The organism is Caulobacter sp. FWC2 (assembly GCF_002742625.1).
In the GTDB taxonomy this organism is placed as follows: Bacteria; Pseudomonadota; Alphaproteobacteria; order Caulobacterales; family Caulobacteraceae; genus Caulobacter.
Genome location: NZ_PEBF01000001.1, coordinates 4,521,441 through 4,540,516, shown reverse-complemented (window position 1 = coordinate 4,540,516; position 19,076 = coordinate 4,521,441). Strand labels below are relative to the sequence as shown.

Genomic DNA, 19,076 nt, shown 5'->3' with positions numbered 1-19,076 from the left:
GCTCGCATTCATGCACAGACCCCAATGATCGAACCCAACTTGGGGGCGAGATCGCCTATGGGGCGAACCTCGACGCCGGAAAGCCCCAACCAGGACGCCATCAACACCAGTTCCTCGGCGAGGCGGTCGGCGGTGGCCTCATCGGCGTCCGGCTCGGCGTGGGCGGCCAGGACCAGCAGCTTTCTGGCCTTGCGATCGGCCTTGAGGTCGACGCGGGCGGTGATCGCCTCGTCCTGCAGGAAGGGCAGCACATAGTAGCCGTGGGTGCGTTTGTGCGCGGGGGTATAGATCTCCAGCCGCACGCGGACGCCGAACATCCGCTCGGTGCGCTCGCGAAACCAGATCAGGTTGTCGAAGGGGGAGAGCAGGGCGGTAGTCTTCACCGCGCGCGGTCGGCGGGCGTCAGGCCACAGATAGGCCGGCTGGCCCCAGCCCTTCACCATGACCGGAGTCAGGACCCCGTCGGCGACCAGGGCGGCCACGCCGTCGCGCGCGTCGGTCACGCTCAGTCGGAAGTAGTCGCGCAGGTCCCGCTCGGTGGCCACGCCCATGGCGCGGGCCGAGATCTTCAACAGCGCGCGGCAGGCCTCGGCGCGGCTGGGCGTGGGGGTTTCGAAGATCGCCTGGGGCAGCACCCGTTCCGGCAGGCCGTAGACCCGCTCGAAGCTTCCCCGGCGCGTGGCGGTGGTCAGGCGGCCGGTCCAGAACAGGCACTCCATGGCCCGCTTGCCCTCGCTCCAGCCCCACCAGCCGCCTTCGCCCTTGGCGCCGAGGTCCAGGTCGGAGGCCGCCAGAGGGCCGCGTTCGGCGACGGCGGCCAGGGCCTTGTCGATGAAGTCGGCGTGGCTGCGCAGGAATCCCGAGACGTTTTTCCAGACCCCGACGCCGTCGAGGGCGTCCTGCATCCGCCAGCGCAGCAGCGGATGGGTCGACAGCGGCGTCAGCGAGGCCTCGTGCGCCCAGTATTCGGCGAGGTCGGGCTTCTTGCCCCAGGCCATCGCCTCCAGCAGCGACCGGTCGTAGGGCCCCAGCCGCGAGAACAGCGGCAGGTAGTGCGAGCGCGAGACGACATTGACCGAGTCTATCTGCACGACGCCCAGCGCCTCGATCGTCGAGAACAGGTGACGCTTGCCGGGCGCGGCCGGGCGAGGGCGTCCAAAGCCCTGGGCCGCCAGCGCGATACGCCGCGCGTCCTTCGCGGAGAGGGTCTCGACCATGCCCTAGTTGAACTTGCGTCGGGACCGGGCGCAAGGCAGGGAGACCGCTAGCATAGAGGGAGCGCGTCCATGACCGTGATCGAAAAGGGCCTGGCCCGCCTGGTGCTCGCGCCCGAGGTCGGCGGCGCGATCGCCGCGTTCACGGTCGGCGGCCGCGACGTGCTGCGGCCCATGGCGACCGGCGCGACCGACGCCCTGGCTTCGGCGTGCTTCCCGCTGGTTCCGTTCTGCAACCGCATCCCGAACGGCCGCTTCGCGTTCGAGGGTCGCGAGGTGGTGCTGCCCCCGAACCTGGCTAGCCATCCGCACCCGCTGCACGGCCAGGGCTGGCGCCATGCGTGGACCGTGGAGAAGGCGGAGGGCGGCAAGGCGGTGCTCTCCTATGACCACGCGGCGGACGCCTGGCCGTGGGCCTATCGCGCCGAGCAGCGGTTCACGCTTAGCGAAACCGGCCTGCGCCTGGAGCTGTCGGTGACCAATACCGGTGACACGGCGATGCCCGCGGGTCTCGGGTTCCATCCCTACTTCCCGGCGCGCGAGGGCGAGGTCCTGACGGCGACCAACGATGGCGTCTGGATGATCGACGAGGACGTGCTGCCGACGGTGCGGCACGCCAATGTCCAGGGGAGCGTCTGGGGACCAGACTGGGCGAGCGGCGCGGGCGTGGCGGGCCACGACCTGATCGACCACTGCTACACCGGATGGGATCAGAAGGCGGCGCTGCGGGCGCCCGGCCAGCCCGACACCACGATCACCGCCTCGGCCGAGTGCCGCTGGCTGCACATCTATATCCCGCCGGGCCTTGGCTATCTGTGTGTCGAGCCGTGCGGCAGTCGCCCCAACCCGTTCGGGGAAGGGGAGACTGGCATGGTGACGCTCCAGCCCGGTGAGAGCCGGAGCCTTTGGATGCAGGTGACTACGGGCTGATCCCCGCCTGGGCCTTCAGCCGGGCGACCATGTCGTTCGACAGGTAGCCGTCGGCCGGCAGTTGCTGGCTCTGCTGCCAGGCGCGCAGGGCCTTGCGGGTGCCGGCGCCGATGACGCCGTCGGCCGGGCCGGGATTGAAGCCGACGCGGGCCAGGGCGATCTGGGCGGCCATGCGGTCCGACATCGACAACGGGGTCTCGACCGGCCAGGGCGTCATCGGGGCCTCGCCGCCGCCGAAGCGGTCGGCCAGCAGGCCGATGCCCAGGGCGTAGGACGTCGAGTTGTTGTAGGTGCGGATCGCGAAGTGGTTCGGCAGGGCCAGGAAGGCCGGGCCGGCCGCGCCTGCGGGCAGCAGCAGCATGGCCGGCGAGGCCGCATCGGCCGCAGTCCAGGGCAGGCCGTCGGCGCGGCGCACGCCGCGGGCTTCCCACCAGGCCGGGATCTGCTTCTCGACCTCGGTCACCGAATAGTCGAAGCCGGCCGGCAGGATCACCTCCTTGGCCCAGCCCACGCCGGGCTTCCAGCCGCCCTTGACCAGCAGGTTGGCGGCCGAGGCCAGGCTGTCGGCGTCCGAGCCCCAGATGTCTCGGCGGCCGTCGCCGTCAAAGTCGACGGCGGTCGAGCGGTAGCTGGACGGGATGAACTGGGTCTGGCCCATCGCCCCGGCCCAGGAGCCGCGCAGTTGGGCCCGGGTGACCTCGCCCGAATCGATGATCTTCAGCGCGGCGATCAGCTCGCCTTCGGCCCAGGCGCGGCGACGGCCATCGGCGGCCAGGCTGACCATCGAGCGGACGACGTCGAAATTGCCCTGCAGCTGGCCGAACGCCGATTCCATGGCCCAGACGGCCAGCAGGATGTCGCGCGGCACGCCGTAGCGGGCCTCGATGGTCGGCAGGTAGGTCAGCTCTTCCCGCTTGCGGCGGCCCACGGCTACGCGGTCGTCGCTGATCACACCCTTGATATAGTCGCCGACCGGCTTGGAGAACTCCGGCTGGCGGCTGTCCAGGCTGATGACCTTGGGATCGGGCGTGACGCCGGCCAGCTCGCGATCCAGCAGCGCGGGCGACAGGCCCTGGGCGATGGCGCGGCCCCGGAAGTCCTGCAGCCAGGTGTCGAAGGCCAGCTCACCGGCGGGGACGGCCGTCGCCGGAATCGGCTGCGGGGCGACCGGAGTCTGGGGCTTGGGCGCGGGTTGCGGCGGCGTGATCGCCGTCAGCGGACCCTGCGGCGAGGTGTCCGCGCAGCCGGCGAGGAGGAGGACAAGAAAGACGCGACGATCGATGGCCATGCCTGGGAAGCTACCGGGGTTCGAGTAAAGTCTTCAATCACAAGCGCGCCAGACGGGTGAAGTTCCCACGAAAGCCCCATGACGCTTTAGGCCGAAAGGGCGTCGAGCGCATTGACTCCGGCTCGCGTCCTGCTTATACGCACCGCCTCCGAAACACCCGGAAGTTCTGGCCGTATTCTGCGCGCCCGAACCTCTCCGCCGCAGTACAGAGACCGGTCATGAAGGTTCGCAGCTCGCTGAAGTCGCTGAAGGGTCGCCACCGCGACTGCAAGATGGTGCGTCGCAAGGGCGTCATCTACATCATCAACAAGACCGACCCGCGCTTCAAAGCCAAGCAAGGCTAATGACCTTGTCGTCTCCCAGAGCCGTTCTCTGGGACGTCGGCAATGTCATCGTGCGCTGGGATCCCCGCGCACTGTACGCGAAAATGTTTGAGGAACCGGCCGATCTCGACCGGTTCCTTTCGCATGTCTGCACGCTGGATTGGCACGTCGAGCACGACAAGGGCGTCGCGTTCCCGGACAATGCAGCGCCGCTGATCGCGCGCTTCCCCGAGCATGAAGCGCAGATCCGGGCCTGGGACGCGCGCTTCCCCGAAATGCTGTCGGGACCGATTCCCGAGACCGCCGCCGTCATCGAGGCCCTTGCGGCGCGTGACGTGCCGCAGTTCGCGCTGACGAACATGCCCCAGAGCAAGTGGCCCGCGGTCCAGGCGATGTCGCCGGTCCACTTTGGCCATTTCCGCGACGCGATCGTCTCGGGCGACGAGGGCGTGATCAAGCCGGACCGCCGAATCTACGAGATCGTGCTGGAGCGGACAGGCCTGCAAGCCGCCGACCTGCTGTTCATCGACGACAGCGCCGCCAATATCGCGGCGGCCATGGACATCGGCTTCCACACCCACCACTTCACCGATCCGGCGCACCTGCGCGCCGCTGTCGAGCGGCACGGTCTGCTCTAGTTCCCTCTTTCGGGAGATCTCGCATGAACGTCGGTTTCATCGGCCTCGGCGCCATGGGCGCGGCCATGGTCCGCAACCTGCTGGGCAAGGGCGTGCAGGTGACGGTGTGGAACCGCTCGCGCGGCGTCGTCGACGAACTGGCCGCCGAGGGCGCGAGCCCGGCCGCCAGCGCCGACGAGGCCTTCAACGCCGACATCGTCCTGACCATGCTGGCCCACGACCAGGCCATGCGCGCGGTGCTGCTGGACAGCGGCGTTCTGGCCAAGGCCCGCAAGGGCGTGGTGCACGTCAACCTCGCCACCATCTCGACCGAACTGGCCGCCGAGCTGTCGGCCCTGCATGCCAAGCTGGGCCTGGGCTATGTCGCCTCGCCGGTGTTCGGCCGTCCGCCCGTGGCCCTGGCCGGCGGCCTGAATGTGCTGGCCGCCGGCGCGCCTGACGCCGTGGCCGCCGCCATGCCCGTGCTTGAGCTGCTGGCCGCCAAGGTCTGGCCGCTGGGCGAGGATCCCGTCCGCGCCAACGCCCTGAAGCTGGCCGGCAACTTCATGATCGTCTCGGCCATCGAGAGCATGGGCGAGGCCGTGGCCCTGGGCGAGGCCTATGGCGTCGCGGCGCCCGAGTTGCTGGACATGCTGACCAGCACCCTCTTCAACGCCCCGATCTACAAGATCTATGGCGGCATGATCGCCGAGCGCCGCTACACCCCGCCAGGCTTCGCCGCCGAGCTGGGCCTTAAGGACGTGCGCCTGGTCCTGGACGCCGCCGAGGCCAAGGGTCTGTCCATGCCTTTGGCCGATCTGGCGGAGGCCAGCCTCGAATCCCTGCTGGGCGGACCCGACAAGAATCTCGACCTGGCCGCCCTCGCCGAAGTGGCGAGAGCCAGGGTCGAAGGAAGGTAGTGGAAGGTCGCTGAATCGCGCTTCCCAGGCGCGCGCGTTCGCACTAGGTTCCGCGCCTCCCAATTCCAGCCTCTCGCGAGACTTTCCGCATGGCCGACGACGCCACTCCCCACGCCGACGTTCTGAACTCGACCGCCCAGGGTCAGCTGAAGTCGATCATTGACCGCGTCGAGCGCCTCGAGGTCGAAAAGACCGAGATCATGGAGCAGATGAAGGAGGTCTATGCCGAGGCCAAGGGCAATGGCTTCGACGTGAAGATCCTCAAGAAGGTGGTTCGCCTGCGCAAGCAGGACCGCGCCAAGCGCCAGGAAGAGGACGCGATCCTCGACCTGTACCTCTCGGCCATCGGCGAGATCTAGGTTTTTAGCGGGTGCCCATTTTTAGGTAGTGTTTTGGCGCGCAGGGTCGAGGATAGTCCTCGCGACATGCGCGCCAAGCCGCCCGATCCGAAAGAACAGGCCAAGAAGGCCGCGCTGAACGCCCTCAAGCGGGCCCGTCGCGCGGCCGAGAAGTCGGGTATCGCGCTCTCCGAATGGGAGGGCGAGTTCCTGACCAGCGTCGCCCAGCGCGTCGAGACCTATGGCCGGGCCTTCGCCGATCCCGAAAAGGGCGCGCGCGGCCAGGCCCTGTCGGGCAACCAGGCCATCAAGCTCAAGGAAATCGCCCGGAAGGCCAAGGGTGAAGCCAAGCCGATGAAGCGCGGCAAGGGCTTCGGCCGGCGAGGTCGCGAACCCGAGCCGACGCCGGAAAGCGACGAAGACTGATTCCGACGCGACCAAGCCGGGCGTCGGAACGCCGGGCGCGGGCGTAGCCTCCTTCCCAGGAAACGGGAGGGGAAATCTCATGGAAAACGCCAAGTCGCCGCGCCATGTCGCGCTGACCATCCTGCTCGGGACGGCCGTGGCCGGGACCCTCGATATGACTGAGGCCTGCTTCTACTGGGGTGTCACTAAGGGCGTCGCGCCGGAGCGGATCTTTCAAAGCGTGGCCAGCGGCCTGCTGGGCAAGGCGGCCTTCACCGGCGGCGCGCCGGCGGCGGTTCTGGGCATGGCCGCGCATTTCGGCATCATGGCGGTGATGGTCGCTTGCTACGTGCTGGCCGGCCTGAGGCTGCCGATCCTGACCCGACGCCCGGTCGTCATGGGCCTGGCCTACGGCCTTGCGACCTACGCGGTGATGAACTTCCTCGTCCTGCCGCTGTCGCAGGCCAGGCACGGCGGGCCGTTCGTCTTGTCGACCTTCGTGAACAATCTGGGGGCGCACCTGTTCATGGTCGGCGTGCCCATCGCCCTGATCGCGGCCTCGCGAGAGAAGCTGGCGAGAACTGTCTGATATTCGTCCCCGAAGCTTACCAAAAACTGTTGTTCGGCGAACCTTGTTAAGGTTCTGGTAAGGACCTCAGCGGAAAATGTGAACAATTGTAAATAGTTAAAAATTATCATCGTTGTGGAGTTCTGGGTCGCGGGCGGGTCGCGGCTCCAGTCTTGGCGTACGCGGGCGAAAGCTCGGATCGACGTCGAGCGAATCCCATGGCTCTTCCGGATCAAGGACAATGGCGACCATCTATCAATACCTGCTGCGCCGTCAGGCGGAGCTGGAAACCCGCATGGCTGAAGCTCAGAAGCGCGCGCAAGCGCCCTTCGAGAGCGAACTGAAAGCGATCATCCTGGCGCTGGACGCCCTCAAGAACGCCGGGATGTCCGAGCGGGTGTTGTCTGGCGAGCCGGCGCCGTTCGCGCCGCCGACTCCGGGCAAGCGCGGCAGACGGGGGCGGTCCACCCGCGACATGATCCTGATGACCCTGGCCCAGGCGCCCGGCGTGAACGAGCCCGAGATCGCTCGACAGCTGGATCACCGCTGGAGCCGGCCGGTGACCCCGGCCCAGGTCGGACGCGAACTGGAGCAGATGGAGATCGAGGGCCTGACCCGGCGGTCCGGCGCGGGCTGGGTCCGCGTCGACGCGGCGCCCCAGAACGTCTTCGAAAACGCGCAGGAGCGGCCAAGCTTCAGCCTGGCCGCTCCTGGATACTAACTTTGTCTTGAACGCCTCAGGCGCGCGCGGGCTTGGCCGACAGCGCTGGGCGCGCCGGCTTCTGCAGGGCCTTCAGGCGCTGCTCGCGCGAGACGGGGCGGAAGATCATCATGGTCGTCATCAGCCGGCCTCCTTCATGTCGACCTCGATGCCCTGCTCGCGGACCTTGCGATAGAGGGTCGAGCGGCCGATGCCGAGGCGTCGGGCGACTTCGCTCATGTGGCCGGCATAGACGTCGATGGCGTGCTGAATAAGGTCGCGCTCGATGTCCTCCAGCGTCCGCAGGTGACCGCGGTCGTCGAGGATGCGCACGGGCGCCTCGGCCGCGCCCGTGGGGGCGGCCATGGCGGCGTGGGCGGCTTGCAGCAGAGCGGCGGGCGGCGGCGCCGGGGCGACCGAGACGGCCTCGATCGGCGCGGCCAGGCCCGAAATGGCCGGGAAGTCGTAAGGCTGCAGGTACGGGGCGTCGGCCAGCACGATGGCGCGATAGACCGTATTCTCCAGCTGGCGGACATTGCCCGGCCAGTCGAAGGCGGTCAGCAGTTGCAGGGTCTCGGGCGAGGCGCCGATGACGCGCTTGCCTTCCTCCACGTTGAAGCGGCGGATGAACGCCTCGACCAGGGCCGGGATGTCCTCGCGGCGCTCGCGCAGGGACGGAGCCTCCAGCGGGAAGACGTTCAGGCGGTAATAGAGATCCTCGCGGAAATGTCCGGCCGAGACGGCTTTCTGCAGGTCGCGATTGGTCGCCGAGACGATGCGGACATCGACTTTCAGCGAGCGCTTGGAGCCGATCGGATCGATCTCGCCCTCTTGCAGCGCGCGCAGCAGCTTGACCTGGACGTCGAGCGGCAGCTCGCCGACCTCGTCCAGGAACAGGGTGCCGCCGTCGGCTTCCTTGAACTTGCCCAGGTGCTTGTCCGAGGCGCCCGTGAACGAGCCCTTCTCGTGGCCGAACAGGATCGACTCAACGAGGTTCTCTGGGATGGCCCCGCAGTTGACGGCCACGAACGGCTTGCCGGCGCGCTCCGAGGAGCCATGCACCGCGCGGGCGATCAGCTCCTTGCCGACGCCGCTTTCGCCGGTGATCAGCACGGGGATGGCGCTTTTGGCCGCCCGCTCGCCCATGCGCTTGACCATGGTCATGACCGGCGAGGCGCCGATCAGGTCCGCGAAGGTGGTCTTGCCGCCGGCCCGCTTGGTCAGGCGCTCTACCTCGCCCTTGAGGTCGCCCATCGACAGGACGTTGCGGATCGAGACGGTGATCCGCTCCGGGCTGGCCGGCTTGATGAAGAAGTCAGCGGCCCCGGCCTGCATGGCCTTGACCACCGTGTCGACGCCGCCGCTGGCGGTGAGCACGATCACGGGCTGGGTGAAGCCGCGGGCGCGCATCTCCTTCAGCGTCTCCTGGCCGTTCAGGCCGGGCATGACGAGGTCGAGCAAAATCACGTCGGCCGGCGCGCCCGACGTCAGGTGCGCGATGGCCGCGTCGCCACCTTCGGCGTGCGAGACCGCGAACCCGTCGCGCTCGAGCACCGCCTGGATCAACCGACGTTGTGTCGGGTCGTCATCGACGACTAGGACCGTTTTGGTCATAGGGCACATCCACCAGAACCGGCCATGCCCACATGGAGCAGGGCTCTTGTTGGTTCAGAGTGATACAGGTCGTGGGTAAACAGCGGCTTTCGAAGACGTGTCGCGAAGCCTAAGGTTTAGCCTTAACAGGATGTTGCCGGGGAACGGGGCATGTTCGTTGGACACTATGCGGCGGCGCTGGCCGCCCGGGCGGCCGAGCCGCGCGCGCCGCTATGGACCTATGTCCTGGGCTGCCAGGCCATAGACATCGCCTGGAGCGGGCTGATCCTGGCCGGCGTCGAAAGGGCGAGCGTCGATCCCAGCCTGCCGGGCAGCGCCCTGGTGCTGAGCCACATGCCCTATACCCACAGCCTGCCGGCGGCGGTGCTGTGGTCGATCGCCGTCGGTGCGGGACTGATGGCGCTGCTGAAACTGCCTCGGCGCGCCGGCCTGTTCATCGGTCTGGCGGTGTTCTCGCATTGGCTTCTCGACTTCCTGGTCCACCGCCCGGACCTGCCGCTGCTGTGGGACGGGCCGAAGGTGGGTCTTGGACTGTGGAACCACGCGGTGCTGGAGGAGGCGGTCGAGATGGGCCTGCTGGCCATGGCCGCGGCGGCCTGGGGCTGGCGGCGCGGGTTGGAGGGCCGGAGCTGGAAAGGCGCGGTCGGGCTTCTCGGCTTTCTGTTGTTCCTGCAGTTGGTCCCACTGCTGTCGCCGCTGGGCGGGGAGCCCGTCGCCATGGGCGGCACGGCCCTGGCGGCCTATCTGGTCACCTGCGTCTTCGCCTGGATGGCCGAGCCCTACGTAAAGAAGGCCTGACGCCTCAACGGGGTCGTGCATTGCGCGGACGGGGGCCTAGCGCCTATCTGCTAGCCCATGAACGCCCCCTTCAAGCCCGACACCCCGCCCGAATGGAATTTGGCCGACCTGTATGTCGGCCGCGACGATCCCCGGATCGAGACCGACCTCGCCGCCGCCAAGGCCGCCAATGACGAGTTGGCTTCGCTGGAGGGGATGTTCCTGGAGGCCCGCAAGGAGCCGGCGCGCCTGGGCGTACTGCTGGATCGCGGGATCACCCTCTACGAACGGGCCACCAACGGCCTGTGGAGCGTCGGCGCCTATGCCGGCCTGGAAGCCGCCGTCGCCCGCGACGATCCGGCCTGGGCCAAGTTCGAGGCCGACCTTCGGGCCCGCTCCTCGCAGATCGCCGCCGAGAGCCTGTTCTTTACGCTGGAGCTGAACCAGCTGGAAGACACCGAGATCGCCAAGGCGCTTGAAGCCCATCCCGACGCCGCCCGCTGGGCCCCGTGGCTGCGCCGCGTGCGTCTGTCGCGGCCGCACGAGCTGTCGCCGGAGCTGGAGCGCTTCATCGTCGACAAGAGCCCGGCCGTCGCCAACTGGGTGCGCCTCTATGACGAGACCCTGGCCAAGCTGGCAGCCAAGGTCGGCGACGAGACCCTCACCCTTCCTGAGGCGCTGAACCGCCTGTCCGATCCCGACGTCGCGCGCCGCAAGTCCGCCGCCGACGCCCTGGCCCAGGCGCTGGAAGAGCGCGCCTCGACCCAGGCCTTGGCGCTGAACACCCTGGCCTTCGAGAAGCAGGTCGAGGACCGCTGGCGCCGCTATGACAGCCCCGCCCAGTCGCGCCACCTGGCCAACGAGGTCGACGGCGACGCGGTCGACGCCCTGGAGCAGGCGGTGGTCGAGGCCTATCCGCGCCTGTCGCACCGCTACTACGCTCTGAAGGCCAAGGTCATGGGTCGCACCAGTCTGGATTACTGGGACCGCAACGCCCCGCTGACCGCTGCAACCCCGCGCGCCTATGCCTGGGACGAGGCCAAGGGCATGGTGCTGGAGAGCTTCCAGGATCTGGCGCCGAAGTTCGCCGACGCCGCGCGGGTCTTCTTCGACAAGCCGTGGATCGACGCCCGCCCGCGTCCGGGCAAGCAGTCCGGCGCCTTCGCCCATCCGGTCACCGCTGATCGCCACCCGTTCGTGTTCATGAACTACATGGGCGAGCGGCGCGACGTCCTGACCCTGGCTCACGAGCTGGGCCACGCCGTACACCAGACGCTGTGCCAGCCGCTGGGCACCCTGTTGGCCGACACGCCCCTGACCCTGGCCGAGACGGCCTCGATCTTCGGCGAGGGCCTGGTGTTCGACCGCTTGCTCGCCGAGGCCACGCCGGAGGACCGCAAGGGGCTGCTGGCCGGCAAGATCGAGGACGGCCTCAACACCGTGGTTCGCCAGATCGCCTTCCACCGCTTCGAGCGCCGCTTCCACGAAGCCCGCCACGACGGCGAGCTGTCGCCCGAACAGATCGGCGGCCTGTGGCTGGAGGTGATGAGCGAGAGCCTGGGTCCGGCCGTGAAGCTGAACGAAGGCTACGAGCACTACTGGGCCTATGTCAGCCACTTCTGCCACGCGCCGTTCTATGTATACGCCTATGCGTTCGGCGACCTGCTGGTGCGTGGCCTGATGGAGAAGCGCCGCGAGGATCCGGCCAAGTTCGCTCCGCTGTACGAGGACCTGCTCGCTGCGGGCGGCACGCGGACCTATGTCGAGGCCCTGAAGCCCTTCGGGTTGAACCCTCGCGACAAGGCATTCTGGGCCGCCGGCTGCGCGCAGCTGGAGCGGCTGGTGGACGAGTTCGAGGCTTTGGTGACCTGATGGCGGATGATGCCCGCGACCCCGAACGCGACCGCCTCTCGGGCCGGCTCTCCCGCTTCGCCAAGGTGGGCGCTGGGCTGTCCGGCGCGGCGGTGTCGTACGGCGCCAACCGCGTCTTCGCCGGCGACGACGCCAATGCGCGCAACGCCAAGGCGCTGAAGGCGGCGTTGGGCGGGCTGAAGGGGCCGCTGATGAAGGCGGCTCAGATGTTCGCCACGGTGCCGGACCTGCTGCCGCCGGAGTTCGCCAAGGAGTTCGCCGAGCTCCAGACCAACGCGCCCGCCATGGGCTGGCCGTTCGTGCGCCGGCGCATGGCGGCCGAGCTGGGCCCGGACTGGCAGGGCCGGTTCGCCAGCTTCGAGCACGAGGCCGCCGCCGCCGCGTCGCTGGGCCAGGTGCACCGCGCCACCACTCACGACGGCCGCGCCATCGCCGTGAAGCTGCAATATCCCGACATGCAGAGCGCGGTCGAAAGCGACCTGGGCCAGCTGCGCGCCCTGATCGGGATCTTCAAGCGCATGGACGGCTCGATCGACCCGACAGAGATGATCGTCGAGATCGGTGATCGCCTGCGCGAGGAGCTCGACTACGAGCGCGAAGCCAAGATGATGTCCGTGTACGGAAACTTCTTCGCGGACCGCGATAACATCCGCACGCCGACGCCGGTTCCGGAGCTGTCCACGGGCCGCCTGCTGTCGATGACCTGGTTGGACGGCCAGGGCCTGCTGGCCTTCAAGAGCGCCCCGCAGGAGACTCGCGACCGCATCGCCGCCCTGCTGTTCGAGGCCTGGTGGAGCCCGATGACCCACCTGGGGATCATCCACGGCGACCCGCACCTGGGGAACTACAGCTTCGGCGGTGAAGGGGCGGCGCACCTGAACCTGCTCGACTTCGGCTGCATCCGCGTGTTCCCGCCGAAGTTCGTGGCCGGCGTGGTGCGGCTCTATCGCGCCCTGTCCAACGACGACCGCGCCGAGCAGGTCGAGGCCTATCGCACCTGGGGCTTCCAGGGGCTGACCGACGAACTGGTCGATACGCTGAACGTCTGGGCCCGCTTCATCTACGGCCCGTTGCTGGACGACCGGGTCCGCACCGTGGCCGACGACGTCCCGCCCGGCGAGTACGGCCGCCGCGAGGCCTTCAAGGTGCGCCAGGCCCTAAAAGCGGTCGGCGGCATCACCATTCCCCGCGAGTTCGTATTCATGGACCGCGCGGCGATCGGGCTGGGCGCGGCGTTCCTGCATCTGGGCGCCAGCCACAACTGGCGGGCGCTTTTCGAGGCGTCGCTGGAAGGGTTCTCGGAGGAAGGCGTGGCCGAGCGGCAGGCGAAGGAGCTGGGCGCGGTGGGGCTTTAGCTTCTCTCATCGTCATCCCGAGCTTCATGCGCGGGACCCATCTCTCCGCCGCAGGTGCGGAGCGGAAGTACGCTCTCATGTGAAAGCTGAACCATGGGTCCCGCGCATGAAGCGCGGGATGACGGGGTTTGCTATTCATACTCCCCCAGCAACGCTTCCAGCCGCCGCTGCTCGGGTTTCATCACCCAGTAGAACCGCAGGGTGTTCCAGCCGAAGCTGGCCAGCAGCGCGCCGCCGCACAGGGCCAGGGCCTGCATCCCGTCAGCGCTGTCCATCTTACCGTCGCGTTGCAGGCGCTCGATGGCGAACCACATCGGCAGGATGAACACCGGGGTCATCATCCAGAACACGTGGTAGTTCCGCCGCGCCGCCTGGTTGCGGGCCAGGAGGCTGGCCAGGGTGTCGCGCATCGGCTGGCCGGTGTCGCGGGTGCGGGCCCGGAAGCCGTTCCAGAAGACCGCGATCATCACGACCCAGCACACGCCCAGCATCGCCATGCCGGCCCAACCGTGAAAGTCCTCGCCGCCGCGCAGCACGGCCGCGCCGGCGACGAGCGTGAACACGGTCATGGCCGCGAACGGGATGGCGCTCAGCAGGAATTCCGTCCTGCGGCGGGTCTTCAAGGTGTTCATCAGTTCCTCCATCAGTCGGGCCTGCTGCTCTTCGGAGGGGCGGTTGGCCTCGGACCGCCAGACCTGTTCGAGGCGCTCAAAGTCCATCGGCGTCCTCCTTCACTTGGGTCGAGAGCCGCTGGCGCAGGCGGGTCAGCCGCGCGCCGACATTGCTCTCAGTCAGGCCGTGCATCCGGCCGATCTCGCCATAGGCCACGCCGTCCAGCGACAGCAGGACCAGCGAGCGCTCGACCGGCGCCAGGGTGCGGATGGCCGCGTAGAGCCGCTCCAGCAGCGGGCCTTGCGGATCGTCGCCCGCATCGCGGATCAGTAGCTCGGCCTCGATCGACACCCCGCGCATCCGCCGCCGGGTCTCGCCGCGCCGCCAGGTGAGGGCGGCGTTGTGGGCCACGCGGTGCGCGAAGGTTCCGGCCGCGCTTTGCTTCCGAAAATGCGGTCGCGCCTTCCACAGCGCCACCGTCAGTTCCTGCAGCAGGTCATGCTGATCCGAGGGCTCGGCGAACGCCCGCGCCGTCCGGTGCAGCATCGGCAGATGCGGCGCCAGCCAGGCGGCGAAGTCCCTGTCGATGTCGTGGTCCCGGCTCATCCGTCTCCCCGTTTCGAAAGGTTAGATGCCGGTCGCGGCTTCGTCCTTACGGAAGGCTTTTCTTTTTTCAAACGCTCGTTAGCCTGACGGCATGTCCGACGATTTGACCGACGCCCAGACCGCCGCGATCCCCGAGGGATTCACTCAGCTGAACTGGTCGCGCGGCTTCGGCCGGCAGATCGGACCCTTGTTCGAGCACCGCGAAGGCCCCGGCCAGGCGCGCCTGGCGTTTCGGGTCGAGGAGCACCACACCAATGGCCTCGGCAACTGCCACGGCGGCATGCTGATGAGCTTCGCCGACATGGCCTGGGGCCGGATCATCTCGCTGCAGAAGTCCTACAGCTGGGTGACGGTGCGGCTGATGTGCGACTTCCTCTCGGGCGCGAAGCTGGGCGACTGGGTCGAAGGCGAGGGCGAGATGATCGGCGAGGAAGACCTGCTGTTCACCGTGCGCGGCCGCATCTGGGCGGGCGATCGGACCCTGATCACCGGCACCGGCGTCTTCAAGGCGCTGAGCCCCCGCAAGCCGCGTCCCGGCGAGCTGGCCTTCAAGGACGAGGCGTAAGGCATGGCCGACGATCAGACCGCGCCGGCCTCGCTGCTGGCCCCGTTCCATGGCGAACCGCCGCCCGCCCCGGCCTGGTTCGAGGCGGCCATCGCCCACGCGCCCGAGCGTTCGACCTTCGCCGTCGAGGGCGCGAACATCGAGCTGCTGACCTGGGGCGAGATCGGCAAGCCAGGCCTGTTGTTCCTGCACGGCAACGGCGCCCACGCCGACTGGTGGAGCTTCATCGCGCCCTTCTTCGCGAAAGACTGGCGGGTGGCGGCGATCTCGTGGTCGGGCATGGGCGGCAGCGACTGGCGGCAAGCCTACAGCGCCGAACTGTTCGCGGACGAGATCTTCGCCGCGGTCGAGGCCGCCGGCCTGGAGGCGGGCGGCGTCAAGCCGATCGTCGTCGGCCATTCTTTCGGCGGCTTTCCGACCCTCTACTGCGCCGCTCGCCATCCCGAGCGTCTGCGTGGAGCCGTCATGGTCGACAGCAGCATCCAGCCGCCGGAAAAGCGCTGGAAGGGTCCGCCGCCGCGCTCGGGCCAGGGCAACCGTGTCTACGCCACGCGAGAGGAGGCCCTAGCCCGTTTCCGCCTGGCGCCGCCGCAGCCGTGCGAGAATCTCCACGTGGCCGACTATATCGCCAGTCGCTCGCTGAAAGAGGTCGAGGGCGGCTGGACGTGGAAGTTCGATCCGGACCTCTGGTACAATTTCAAGATGCCCGATCTTGGGCAGCTTCTGCCTCAGATCGCTTGCCCGGCGGCTCTGATGTGGGGCGAGCGCTCTAACCTGATGCATGCCGAGACGCTGGACTATATGGTGGCGCAAATGCCCAAGGACGTGCTGCTGCTCCCGCTGCCCGACGCCGATCATCACGTGATGATCGACCAGCCCCTGGCCTTCGTGGCCGGGCTCCGCGGACTGCTGGCGAACTGGGCTTAGCGAACGACGCTTAATGGCCAACACTTTAGAATGCGGTTCCTCTAACGCGTTCGAACCTCGCATCGTCAAAGGCTCCCGCCGCAAGGCCTTGCCCTGGGTCCTGCTGGGGGGCGGGTTTCTCGCGGCAAGCCTGTTGGTGATCTATAGCGAGCCGTCCAACTACGTGGGGTGGACCGGCTTGGTCTTATCGACACTGGCCACATTGATTTTCGCCGAGCCGCTGGTTCGGCCCTACGTCCTGATCTTGGATGTCGATGGGTTTTCGCTCGGCCCGAGTATCCTCCTGCCGCGCAAGGCCGTGGCATGGCGCGATGTGCAGAACTTCTTCGTTCATAGGACGATGCAGGACTTCAGGGTGGTCGCGTACAATCTGGAGTCCACAGTGGAGGCTACGCCAAGCCAAAGATGGGCGAGGATCTTTGGAGCTGACGGCACCTTGCCCAGAGGGTGGCCGAAATCTCCGGAAAAGATGGTCGAGGAGCTGAATGCCTATCGTGAGTGGGCGCTGAGACGTCGATGAGCGCCTCTTCAGGCCTCGTTCTCGTCTATGCGCCCGATCGCGGGATCGGCGATCTCATGTGGCATTTGCCGACCATCCGGGCCATCGCGGCCACGACCCCCGAGAGGCAGGTCGTGCTGGTCGCGCGGCCTTCCAGCCGCGCCGCCGAGGTCCTGACCGCCGAGCCCAGCGTCGCGCGGGTGCTGTACGCGCCCCACTACAAGGACAGGCTGAAAGGCGTTCGCGAAGTCATCGACTTCTATCGCCTCTGCCGCGCCGAGAAGCCGCGCGCGGTTTGGATCCTGGAGAAGATCGACCGTCCCGCCATCGCCGCCGCCCTGGCCGGCGTGCCTGAGCGGCGAGGTTTTGGCCTGGGTCACGGTCAGGAGAGCTTCCTGACCACGGGGCCGTACCTGCCCAGGCGGATGCGTCCCGCCCACCGTCTCGACAAGCTGGCGGCGTTCGAGGAAGCCCACGGCCTGGTGGTCGACACCCGCGAGCCGGACCTGAAGCTGGATCCCGGAGCGCTGGCGGCTGTGAAGGCCCGGTACGCCGACAAGCCGGGTCCCTGGCTGACCCTGGGCGTCGGCGCCAGCGAACCGGCCCGCACCTGGCCTGCCGACCGCTTCGCCCAGACGGCGGCGCGGCTCTCGGACCTGTTCGGCACGGTGTTCTGGGTCGGCGGTCCGCACGAGGCGCAGGCCGCCAAGGCCGCGATCGGCGAGCTGCCGAATAACGTGGTGGCCTGCGACCTGACGCTCGACAAGTCCGCAGCCCTGATCGCGCTGTCGGCCGGCTTCCTGGGCAACGACTCTGGCGCGCTGAACGTCGCCGCGTCGGTCGGCACGCCGTGCGTTGGCCTGATGGGCACCGCGCCCGTGCCGGCCTATTCCCGCTGGCTCTCGCGCCTGGACGGCGGGGAGGGGCGAATCGCGGACATCACGGTCGACCAAGCTGCCGATGCGGTGCGCACGAGGTTCCTTACGGAGTCGTGGGACAATTCGCACGCTTGAGCCTTAGCGCCCCCCGTTGTATCGGGCGGGCTCGGTATTCTCCCTTTGCTTCCAAGGACGACACATGGCCGGCGACTATCACCGCGGTGAGATGGACATTCACGAACAAGCCGCGACCTTCGCGGCGTTCAACAACATGACCAAGTGGGGCTCGCTGAGCATCGCCACCCTGCTGCTGTTCATCACCCTGCTGTTCTGCACGCCTGCCGGCTTCATCGGCGCGGTGATCCCGGCGGCGGTGCTGCTGGCCGCCGGTATCTTCTTCCTGCGCGACAAGCCGGCCTCGGACCACTGACACCGGTAGACATCGGCATATTTTCTCCCTGAGCTACGTCTTCAGCCTCGACAAGAGGCAAGACTATCCCCTACAGAGCGCCCCATGCTGCTGAGCAAACAGCGCTCTGGGGAGGGGTATGCCGATGGCCGTCATTGCCGTCACGAAAGAGACCCGCGCGAACGAAACGCGGGTCGCGGCCACGCCTGAAACCGTCAAGAAGCTCGGCGCCGCCGGCTTCTCGGTGGTGGTTCAGGCTGGGGCGGGGACGGCCGCGTCCTATCCGGACGCCGACTACGAGGCCGCCGGCGCCAAGATCGCCAAGACGGCCGGCGAGGCCCTCAAGGACGCCGACGTCCTGTTCAAGGTGCGCGCGCCCGAGGCCGCCGAGATCGCGGCCCTGAAGAGCGGCGCCATCGTCGCCGCCGCACTCAATCCCTATCAGGACAAGGAAACGCTGGACGCCCTGGCCAAGGCCGGCGCGACCGCGATCGCCATGGAATTCATCCCGCGCATCACCCGCGCGCAGGTGATGGACATGCTGTCGTCGCAAGCCAACCTCGCCGGCTATCGCGCCGTGATCGAAGGGGCCGAGGCCTATGGCAAGGCCCTGCCGATGATGATGACCGCCGCCGGCACCGTCGCTGCGGCCAAGGTGTTCATCATGGGCGTTGGCGTCGCCGGCCTGCAGGCCATCGCCACGGCTCGCCGCCTGGGCGCGGTGGTCACCGCCACCGACGTGCGTCCGGCCACCAAGGAGCAGGTCGAAAGCCTGGGCGCCAAGTTCCTGGCCGTCGAGGACGAAGAGTTCAAGAACGCCCAGACCGCCGGCGGCTACGCCAAGGAGATGTCCAAGGAATACCAGGCCAAGCAGGCCGAACTGGTTTCCGCCCACATCGCCAAGCAGGACATCGTCATCACCACGGCCCTGATCCCGGGGCGTCCGGCGCCCAAGCTGGTCAGCGCCGCCCAGGTGGCCTCGATGCGCGCGGGCTCTATCCTGGTCGACCTGGCCATCGAGCAGGGCGGCAATGTCGAGGGCGCCAAGCTGAACGAGACGGTCCTGACCGCCAACGGCGCCAAGATCCTCGGCCATGCCAACCTGCCGGGCCGCATCGCCACCGACGCCAGCGCGCTCTATTCGCGCAACCTGGTGGCCCTGGCGACCCTGTTCACCACGAAGGAGGGCGCGTTCGAGCCCAATTTCGAGGACGAGATCCTGCAGGCCGCCGTCGTCACCCGTGGCGGCGCGATCGTGCATCCGAACCTGAAGACAGCCTAGCGCACAGCAACAGAAGGGAGGCTCCCATGGAAGCCGTCGACCCCACCGTGTTCCGTCTGGCGATCTTCGTGCTCGCCATTTTCGTCGGCTACTACGTCGTCTGGAGCGTGACGCCCGCGCTGCACACGCCGCTGATGGCCGTCACCAACGCTATCTCGTCGGTGATCATCGTCGGCGCCCTGCTGGCCGCCGCGGCCCATGGCGCCAATTCCGACCTCGCCGGCGGCGCCGTCGCCGGCTCGACCTGGATCTCCAAGGGGGCCGGCACGCTCGCCGCGGCCTTCGCGGCGGTCAACATCTTCGGCGGCTTCTTGGTCACCCAGCGCATGCTGGCGATGTACAAGAAGAAAGAGAAGAAGTGAGCGGACGAGAGCAGG

24 protein-coding genes and 1 pseudogene are annotated in these 19,076 nt (G+C 68.0%); 18 read left to right on the top strand and 7 right to left on the bottom strand.

Features of this window, described 5'->3' with window-relative positions:
* Positions 1-8: 8 nt before the first annotated feature.
* On the bottom strand, positions 9-1,217 hold the full coding sequence (locus CSW62_RS21485; RefSeq protein WP_099581384.1) for a winged helix-turn-helix domain-containing protein: 1,209 nt from the start codon (positions 1,215-1,217) through the stop codon (positions 9-11).
* Positions 1,218-1,286: 69 nt separating this feature from the next.
* On the opposite strand from CSW62_RS21485, the gene CSW62_RS21480 reads away from it, so the two are divergent.
* A complete protein-coding gene (locus CSW62_RS21480; RefSeq protein WP_099581382.1) occupies positions 1,287-2,144 on the top strand; it encodes an aldose 1-epimerase in 858 nt (285 codons plus the stop codon).
* Here CSW62_RS21480 and CSW62_RS21475 read toward each other — a convergent pair.
* The gene (locus CSW62_RS21475; protein WP_099581380.1) at positions 2,134-3,432 is read right to left on the bottom strand and encodes a lytic murein transglycosylase; all 1,299 of its coding nucleotides are present in this window, start codon (positions 3,430-3,432) and stop codon (positions 2,134-2,136) included. The two genes, CSW62_RS21480 and CSW62_RS21475, sit on opposite strands and share 11 nt — an antisense overlap.
* Positions 3,433-3,650: 218 nt before the next feature.
* Between CSW62_RS21475 and ykgO the strand changes: the two genes are divergently transcribed.
* The 7 genes from ykgO to CSW62_RS21440 all read left to right on the top strand — a co-directional run bounded on the left by ykgO (position 3,651) and on the right by CSW62_RS21440 (position 7,324).
* A complete protein-coding gene (gene ykgO / locus CSW62_RS21470; protein ID WP_004616427.1) occupies positions 3,651-3,776 on the top strand; it encodes a type B 50S ribosomal protein L36 in 126 nt (41 codons plus the stop codon).
* Positions 3,776-4,393: an HAD family phosphatase gene (locus tag CSW62_RS21465; protein ID WP_099581378.1), complete on the top strand. Its 618-nt coding sequence runs from the start codon at positions 3,776-3,778 to the stop codon at positions 4,391-4,393. The genes ykgO and CSW62_RS21465 overlap by 1 nt, the downstream gene beginning before the upstream one ends.
* A gap of 23 nt (positions 4,394-4,416) precedes the next feature.
* Positions 4,417-5,292 (top strand): NAD(P)-dependent oxidoreductase, encoded by an 876-nt coding sequence (locus CSW62_RS21460; protein ID WP_099581376.1) that lies wholly within the window; start codon positions 4,417-4,419, stop codon positions 5,290-5,292.
* Positions 5,293-5,381: 89 nt separating this feature from the next.
* A complete protein-coding gene (locus tag CSW62_RS21455; RefSeq protein WP_099581374.1) occupies positions 5,382-5,651 on the top strand; it encodes a DUF2312 domain-containing protein in 270 nt (89 codons plus the stop codon).
* A gap of 66 nt (positions 5,652-5,717) precedes the next feature.
* Positions 5,718-6,056: a hypothetical protein gene (locus tag CSW62_RS21450; protein ID WP_099581372.1), complete on the top strand. Its 339-nt coding sequence runs from the start codon at positions 5,718-5,720 to the stop codon at positions 6,054-6,056.
* Positions 6,057-6,135: 79 nt separating this feature from the next.
* Positions 6,136-6,624: a hypothetical protein gene (locus CSW62_RS21445; protein WP_099581370.1), complete on the top strand. Its 489-nt coding sequence runs from the start codon at positions 6,136-6,138 to the stop codon at positions 6,622-6,624.
* A 220-nt stretch (positions 6,625-6,844) separates the two neighbouring features.
* Entirely contained in the window at positions 6,845-7,324 is a 480-nt protein-coding gene (locus CSW62_RS21440; protein WP_099581368.1) for a hypothetical protein, read from the top strand.
* Between the two features lie 16 nt (positions 7,325-7,340).
* Here the strand turns inward: CSW62_RS21440 and CSW62_RS27130 are convergent, their stop codons facing one another.
* Both CSW62_RS27130 and CSW62_RS21430 read right to left on the bottom strand, forming a co-directional pair.
* Positions 7,341-7,436 (bottom strand): hypothetical protein, encoded by a 96-nt coding sequence (locus tag CSW62_RS27130; RefSeq protein ID WP_369827558.1) that lies wholly within the window; start codon positions 7,434-7,436, stop codon positions 7,341-7,343.
* A gap of 8 nt (positions 7,437-7,444) precedes the next feature.
* Entirely contained in the window at positions 7,445-8,917 is a 1,473-nt protein-coding gene (locus CSW62_RS21430; protein WP_099581365.1) for a sigma-54 dependent transcriptional regulator, read from the bottom strand.
* A gap of 150 nt (positions 8,918-9,067) precedes the next feature.
* Here CSW62_RS21430 and CSW62_RS21425 point away from each other — a divergent pair, with 150 nt between their 5' ends.
* Genes CSW62_RS21425 through CSW62_RS21415 form a run of 3 tightly spaced genes read left to right on the top strand, consistent with a single transcriptional unit; the run spans position 9,068 to position 12,921 of the window.
* A complete protein-coding gene (locus CSW62_RS21425; protein WP_099581363.1) occupies positions 9,068-9,715 on the top strand; it encodes a hypothetical protein in 648 nt (215 codons plus the stop codon).
* A gap of 57 nt (positions 9,716-9,772) precedes the next feature.
* Entirely contained in the window at positions 9,773-11,566 is a 1,794-nt protein-coding gene (locus tag CSW62_RS21420) for a M3 family oligoendopeptidase (protein ID WP_099581361.1), read from the top strand.
* A complete protein-coding gene (locus CSW62_RS21415; RefSeq protein ID WP_099581359.1) occupies positions 11,566-12,921 on the top strand; it encodes an AarF/ABC1/UbiB kinase family protein in 1,356 nt (451 codons plus the stop codon). The genes CSW62_RS21420 and CSW62_RS21415 overlap by 1 nt, the downstream gene beginning before the upstream one ends.
* Positions 12,922-12,932: 11 nt before the next feature.
* Here CSW62_RS21415 and CSW62_RS27125 read toward each other — a convergent pair.
* From CSW62_RS27125 to CSW62_RS21405, 3 genes and pseudogenes are all read right to left on the bottom strand, one after another.
* Positions 12,933-13,016 (bottom strand): annotated as a pseudogene (locus CSW62_RS27125) (hypothetical protein); the annotation flags it as partial.
* A 36-nt stretch (positions 13,017-13,052) separates the two neighbouring features.
* Positions 13,053-13,640 (bottom strand): hypothetical protein, encoded by a 588-nt coding sequence (locus tag CSW62_RS21410; RefSeq protein WP_099581357.1) that lies wholly within the window; start codon positions 13,638-13,640, stop codon positions 13,053-13,055.
* Positions 13,630-14,139, bottom strand: coding sequence for an RNA polymerase sigma factor (locus tag CSW62_RS21405; RefSeq protein ID WP_099581355.1), 510 nt, complete (start codon positions 14,137-14,139; stop codon positions 13,630-13,632). The genes CSW62_RS21410 and CSW62_RS21405 overlap by 11 nt, the downstream gene beginning before the upstream one ends.
* 91 nt (positions 14,140-14,230) lie before the next feature.
* Between CSW62_RS21405 and CSW62_RS21400 the strand changes: the two genes are divergently transcribed.
* The 7 genes from CSW62_RS21400 (at position 14,231) to CSW62_RS21370 (ending at position 19,061) form a co-directional block, all read left to right on the top strand.
* On the top strand, positions 14,231-14,704 hold the full coding sequence (locus CSW62_RS21400; protein ID WP_099581353.1) for a PaaI family thioesterase: 474 nt from the start codon (positions 14,231-14,233) through the stop codon (positions 14,702-14,704).
* Positions 14,705-14,707: 3 nt separating this feature from the next.
* The gene (locus CSW62_RS21395; RefSeq protein WP_099581351.1) at positions 14,708-15,631 is read left to right on the top strand and encodes an alpha/beta fold hydrolase; all 924 of its coding nucleotides are present in this window, start codon (positions 14,708-14,710) and stop codon (positions 15,629-15,631) included.
* A 13-nt stretch (positions 15,632-15,644) separates the two neighbouring features.
* Positions 15,645-16,151 (top strand): hypothetical protein, encoded by a 507-nt coding sequence (locus CSW62_RS21390; protein WP_143324441.1) that lies wholly within the window; start codon positions 15,645-15,647, stop codon positions 16,149-16,151.
* Positions 16,148-17,143, top strand: coding sequence for a glycosyltransferase family 9 protein (locus tag CSW62_RS21385; RefSeq protein ID WP_099581347.1), 996 nt, complete (start codon positions 16,148-16,150; stop codon positions 17,141-17,143). Before CSW62_RS21390 ends, CSW62_RS21385 begins: the two co-directional genes overlap by 4 nt.
* 64 nt (positions 17,144-17,207) lie before the next feature.
* A complete protein-coding gene (locus CSW62_RS21380; protein ID WP_099581345.1) occupies positions 17,208-17,438 on the top strand; it encodes an aa3-type cytochrome c oxidase subunit IV in 231 nt (76 codons plus the stop codon).
* 118 nt (positions 17,439-17,556) lie between these two features.
* On the top strand, positions 17,557-18,699 hold the full coding sequence (locus CSW62_RS21375; RefSeq protein ID WP_199170667.1) for a Re/Si-specific NAD(P)(+) transhydrogenase subunit alpha: 1,143 nt from the start codon (positions 17,557-17,559) through the stop codon (positions 18,697-18,699).
* 26 nt (positions 18,700-18,725) lie between these two features.
* Positions 18,726-19,061, top strand: coding sequence for a proton-translocating transhydrogenase family protein (locus tag CSW62_RS21370; protein ID WP_099581343.1), 336 nt, complete (start codon positions 18,726-18,728; stop codon positions 19,059-19,061).
* Positions 19,062-19,076: the final 15 nt, after the last annotated feature.

What these genes read in the sequence shown, in the direction of transcription:
- CSW62_RS21460 (WP_099581376.1), top strand. Translation starts at nt 4,417, where the DNA reads ATGAACGTCGGTTTCATCGGCCTCGGCGCCATGGGCGCGGCCATGGTC.
- CSW62_RS21480 (WP_099581382.1), top strand. Translation starts at nt 1,287, where the DNA reads ATGACCGTGATCGAAAAGGGCCTGGCCCGCCTGGTGCTCGCGCCCGAG.
- CSW62_RS21415 (WP_099581359.1), top strand. Translation starts at nt 11,566, where the DNA reads ATGGCGGATGATGCCCGCGACCCCGAACGCGACCGCCTCTCGGGCCGG.
- CSW62_RS21485 (WP_099581384.1), bottom strand. Translation starts at nt 1,217, where the DNA reads ATGGTCGAGACCCTCTCCGCGAAGGACGCGCGGCGTATCGCGCTGGCG.
- CSW62_RS21475 (WP_099581380.1), bottom strand. Translation starts at nt 3,432, where the DNA reads ATGGCCATCGATCGTCGCGTCTTTCTTGTCCTCCTCCTCGCCGGCTGC.
- CSW62_RS21420 (WP_099581361.1), top strand. Translation starts at nt 9,773, where the DNA reads ATGAACGCCCCCTTCAAGCCCGACACCCCGCCCGAATGGAATTTGGCC.
- ykgO (WP_004616427.1), top strand. Translation starts at nt 3,651, where the DNA reads ATGAAGGTTCGCAGCTCGCTGAAGTCGCTGAAGGGTCGCCACCGCGAC.
- CSW62_RS21385 (WP_099581347.1), top strand. Translation starts at nt 16,148, where the DNA reads ATGAGCGCCTCTTCAGGCCTCGTTCTCGTCTATGCGCCCGATCGCGGG.
- CSW62_RS21405 (WP_099581355.1), bottom strand. Translation starts at nt 14,139, where the DNA reads ATGAGCCGGGACCACGACATCGACAGGGACTTCGCCGCCTGGCTGGCG.
- CSW62_RS21440 (WP_099581368.1), top strand. Translation starts at nt 6,845, where the DNA reads ATGGCGACCATCTATCAATACCTGCTGCGCCGTCAGGCGGAGCTGGAA.
- CSW62_RS27130 (WP_369827558.1), bottom strand. Translation starts at nt 7,436, where the DNA reads ATGATGATCTTCCGCCCCGTCTCGCGCGAGCAGCGCCTGAAGGCCCTG.
- CSW62_RS21425 (WP_099581363.1), top strand. Translation starts at nt 9,068, where the DNA reads ATGTTCGTTGGACACTATGCGGCGGCGCTGGCCGCCCGGGCGGCCGAG.
- CSW62_RS21400 (WP_099581353.1), top strand. Translation starts at nt 14,231, where the DNA reads ATGTCCGACGATTTGACCGACGCCCAGACCGCCGCGATCCCCGAGGGA.
- CSW62_RS21370 (WP_099581343.1), top strand. Translation starts at nt 18,726, where the DNA reads ATGGAAGCCGTCGACCCCACCGTGTTCCGTCTGGCGATCTTCGTGCTC.
- CSW62_RS21445 (WP_099581370.1), top strand. Translation starts at nt 6,136, where the DNA reads ATGGAAAACGCCAAGTCGCCGCGCCATGTCGCGCTGACCATCCTGCTC.
- CSW62_RS21465 (WP_099581378.1), top strand. Translation starts at nt 3,776, where the DNA reads ATGACCTTGTCGTCTCCCAGAGCCGTTCTCTGGGACGTCGGCAATGTC.
- CSW62_RS21455 (WP_099581374.1), top strand. Translation starts at nt 5,382, where the DNA reads ATGGCCGACGACGCCACTCCCCACGCCGACGTTCTGAACTCGACCGCC.
- CSW62_RS21390 (WP_143324441.1), top strand. Translation starts at nt 15,645, where the DNA reads ATGGCCAACACTTTAGAATGCGGTTCCTCTAACGCGTTCGAACCTCGC.
- CSW62_RS21410 (WP_099581357.1), bottom strand. Translation starts at nt 13,640, where the DNA reads ATGGACTTTGAGCGCCTCGAACAGGTCTGGCGGTCCGAGGCCAACCGC.
- CSW62_RS21430 (WP_099581365.1), bottom strand. Translation starts at nt 8,917, where the DNA reads ATGACCAAAACGGTCCTAGTCGTCGATGACGACCCGACACAACGTCGG.
- CSW62_RS21375 (WP_199170667.1), top strand. Translation starts at nt 17,557, where the DNA reads ATGCCGATGGCCGTCATTGCCGTCACGAAAGAGACCCGCGCGAACGAA.
- CSW62_RS21395 (WP_099581351.1), top strand. Translation starts at nt 14,708, where the DNA reads ATGGCCGACGATCAGACCGCGCCGGCCTCGCTGCTGGCCCCGTTCCAT.
- CSW62_RS21380 (WP_099581345.1), top strand. Translation starts at nt 17,208, where the DNA reads ATGGCCGGCGACTATCACCGCGGTGAGATGGACATTCACGAACAAGCC.
- CSW62_RS21450 (WP_099581372.1), top strand. Translation starts at nt 5,718, where the DNA reads ATGCGCGCCAAGCCGCCCGATCCGAAAGAACAGGCCAAGAAGGCCGCG.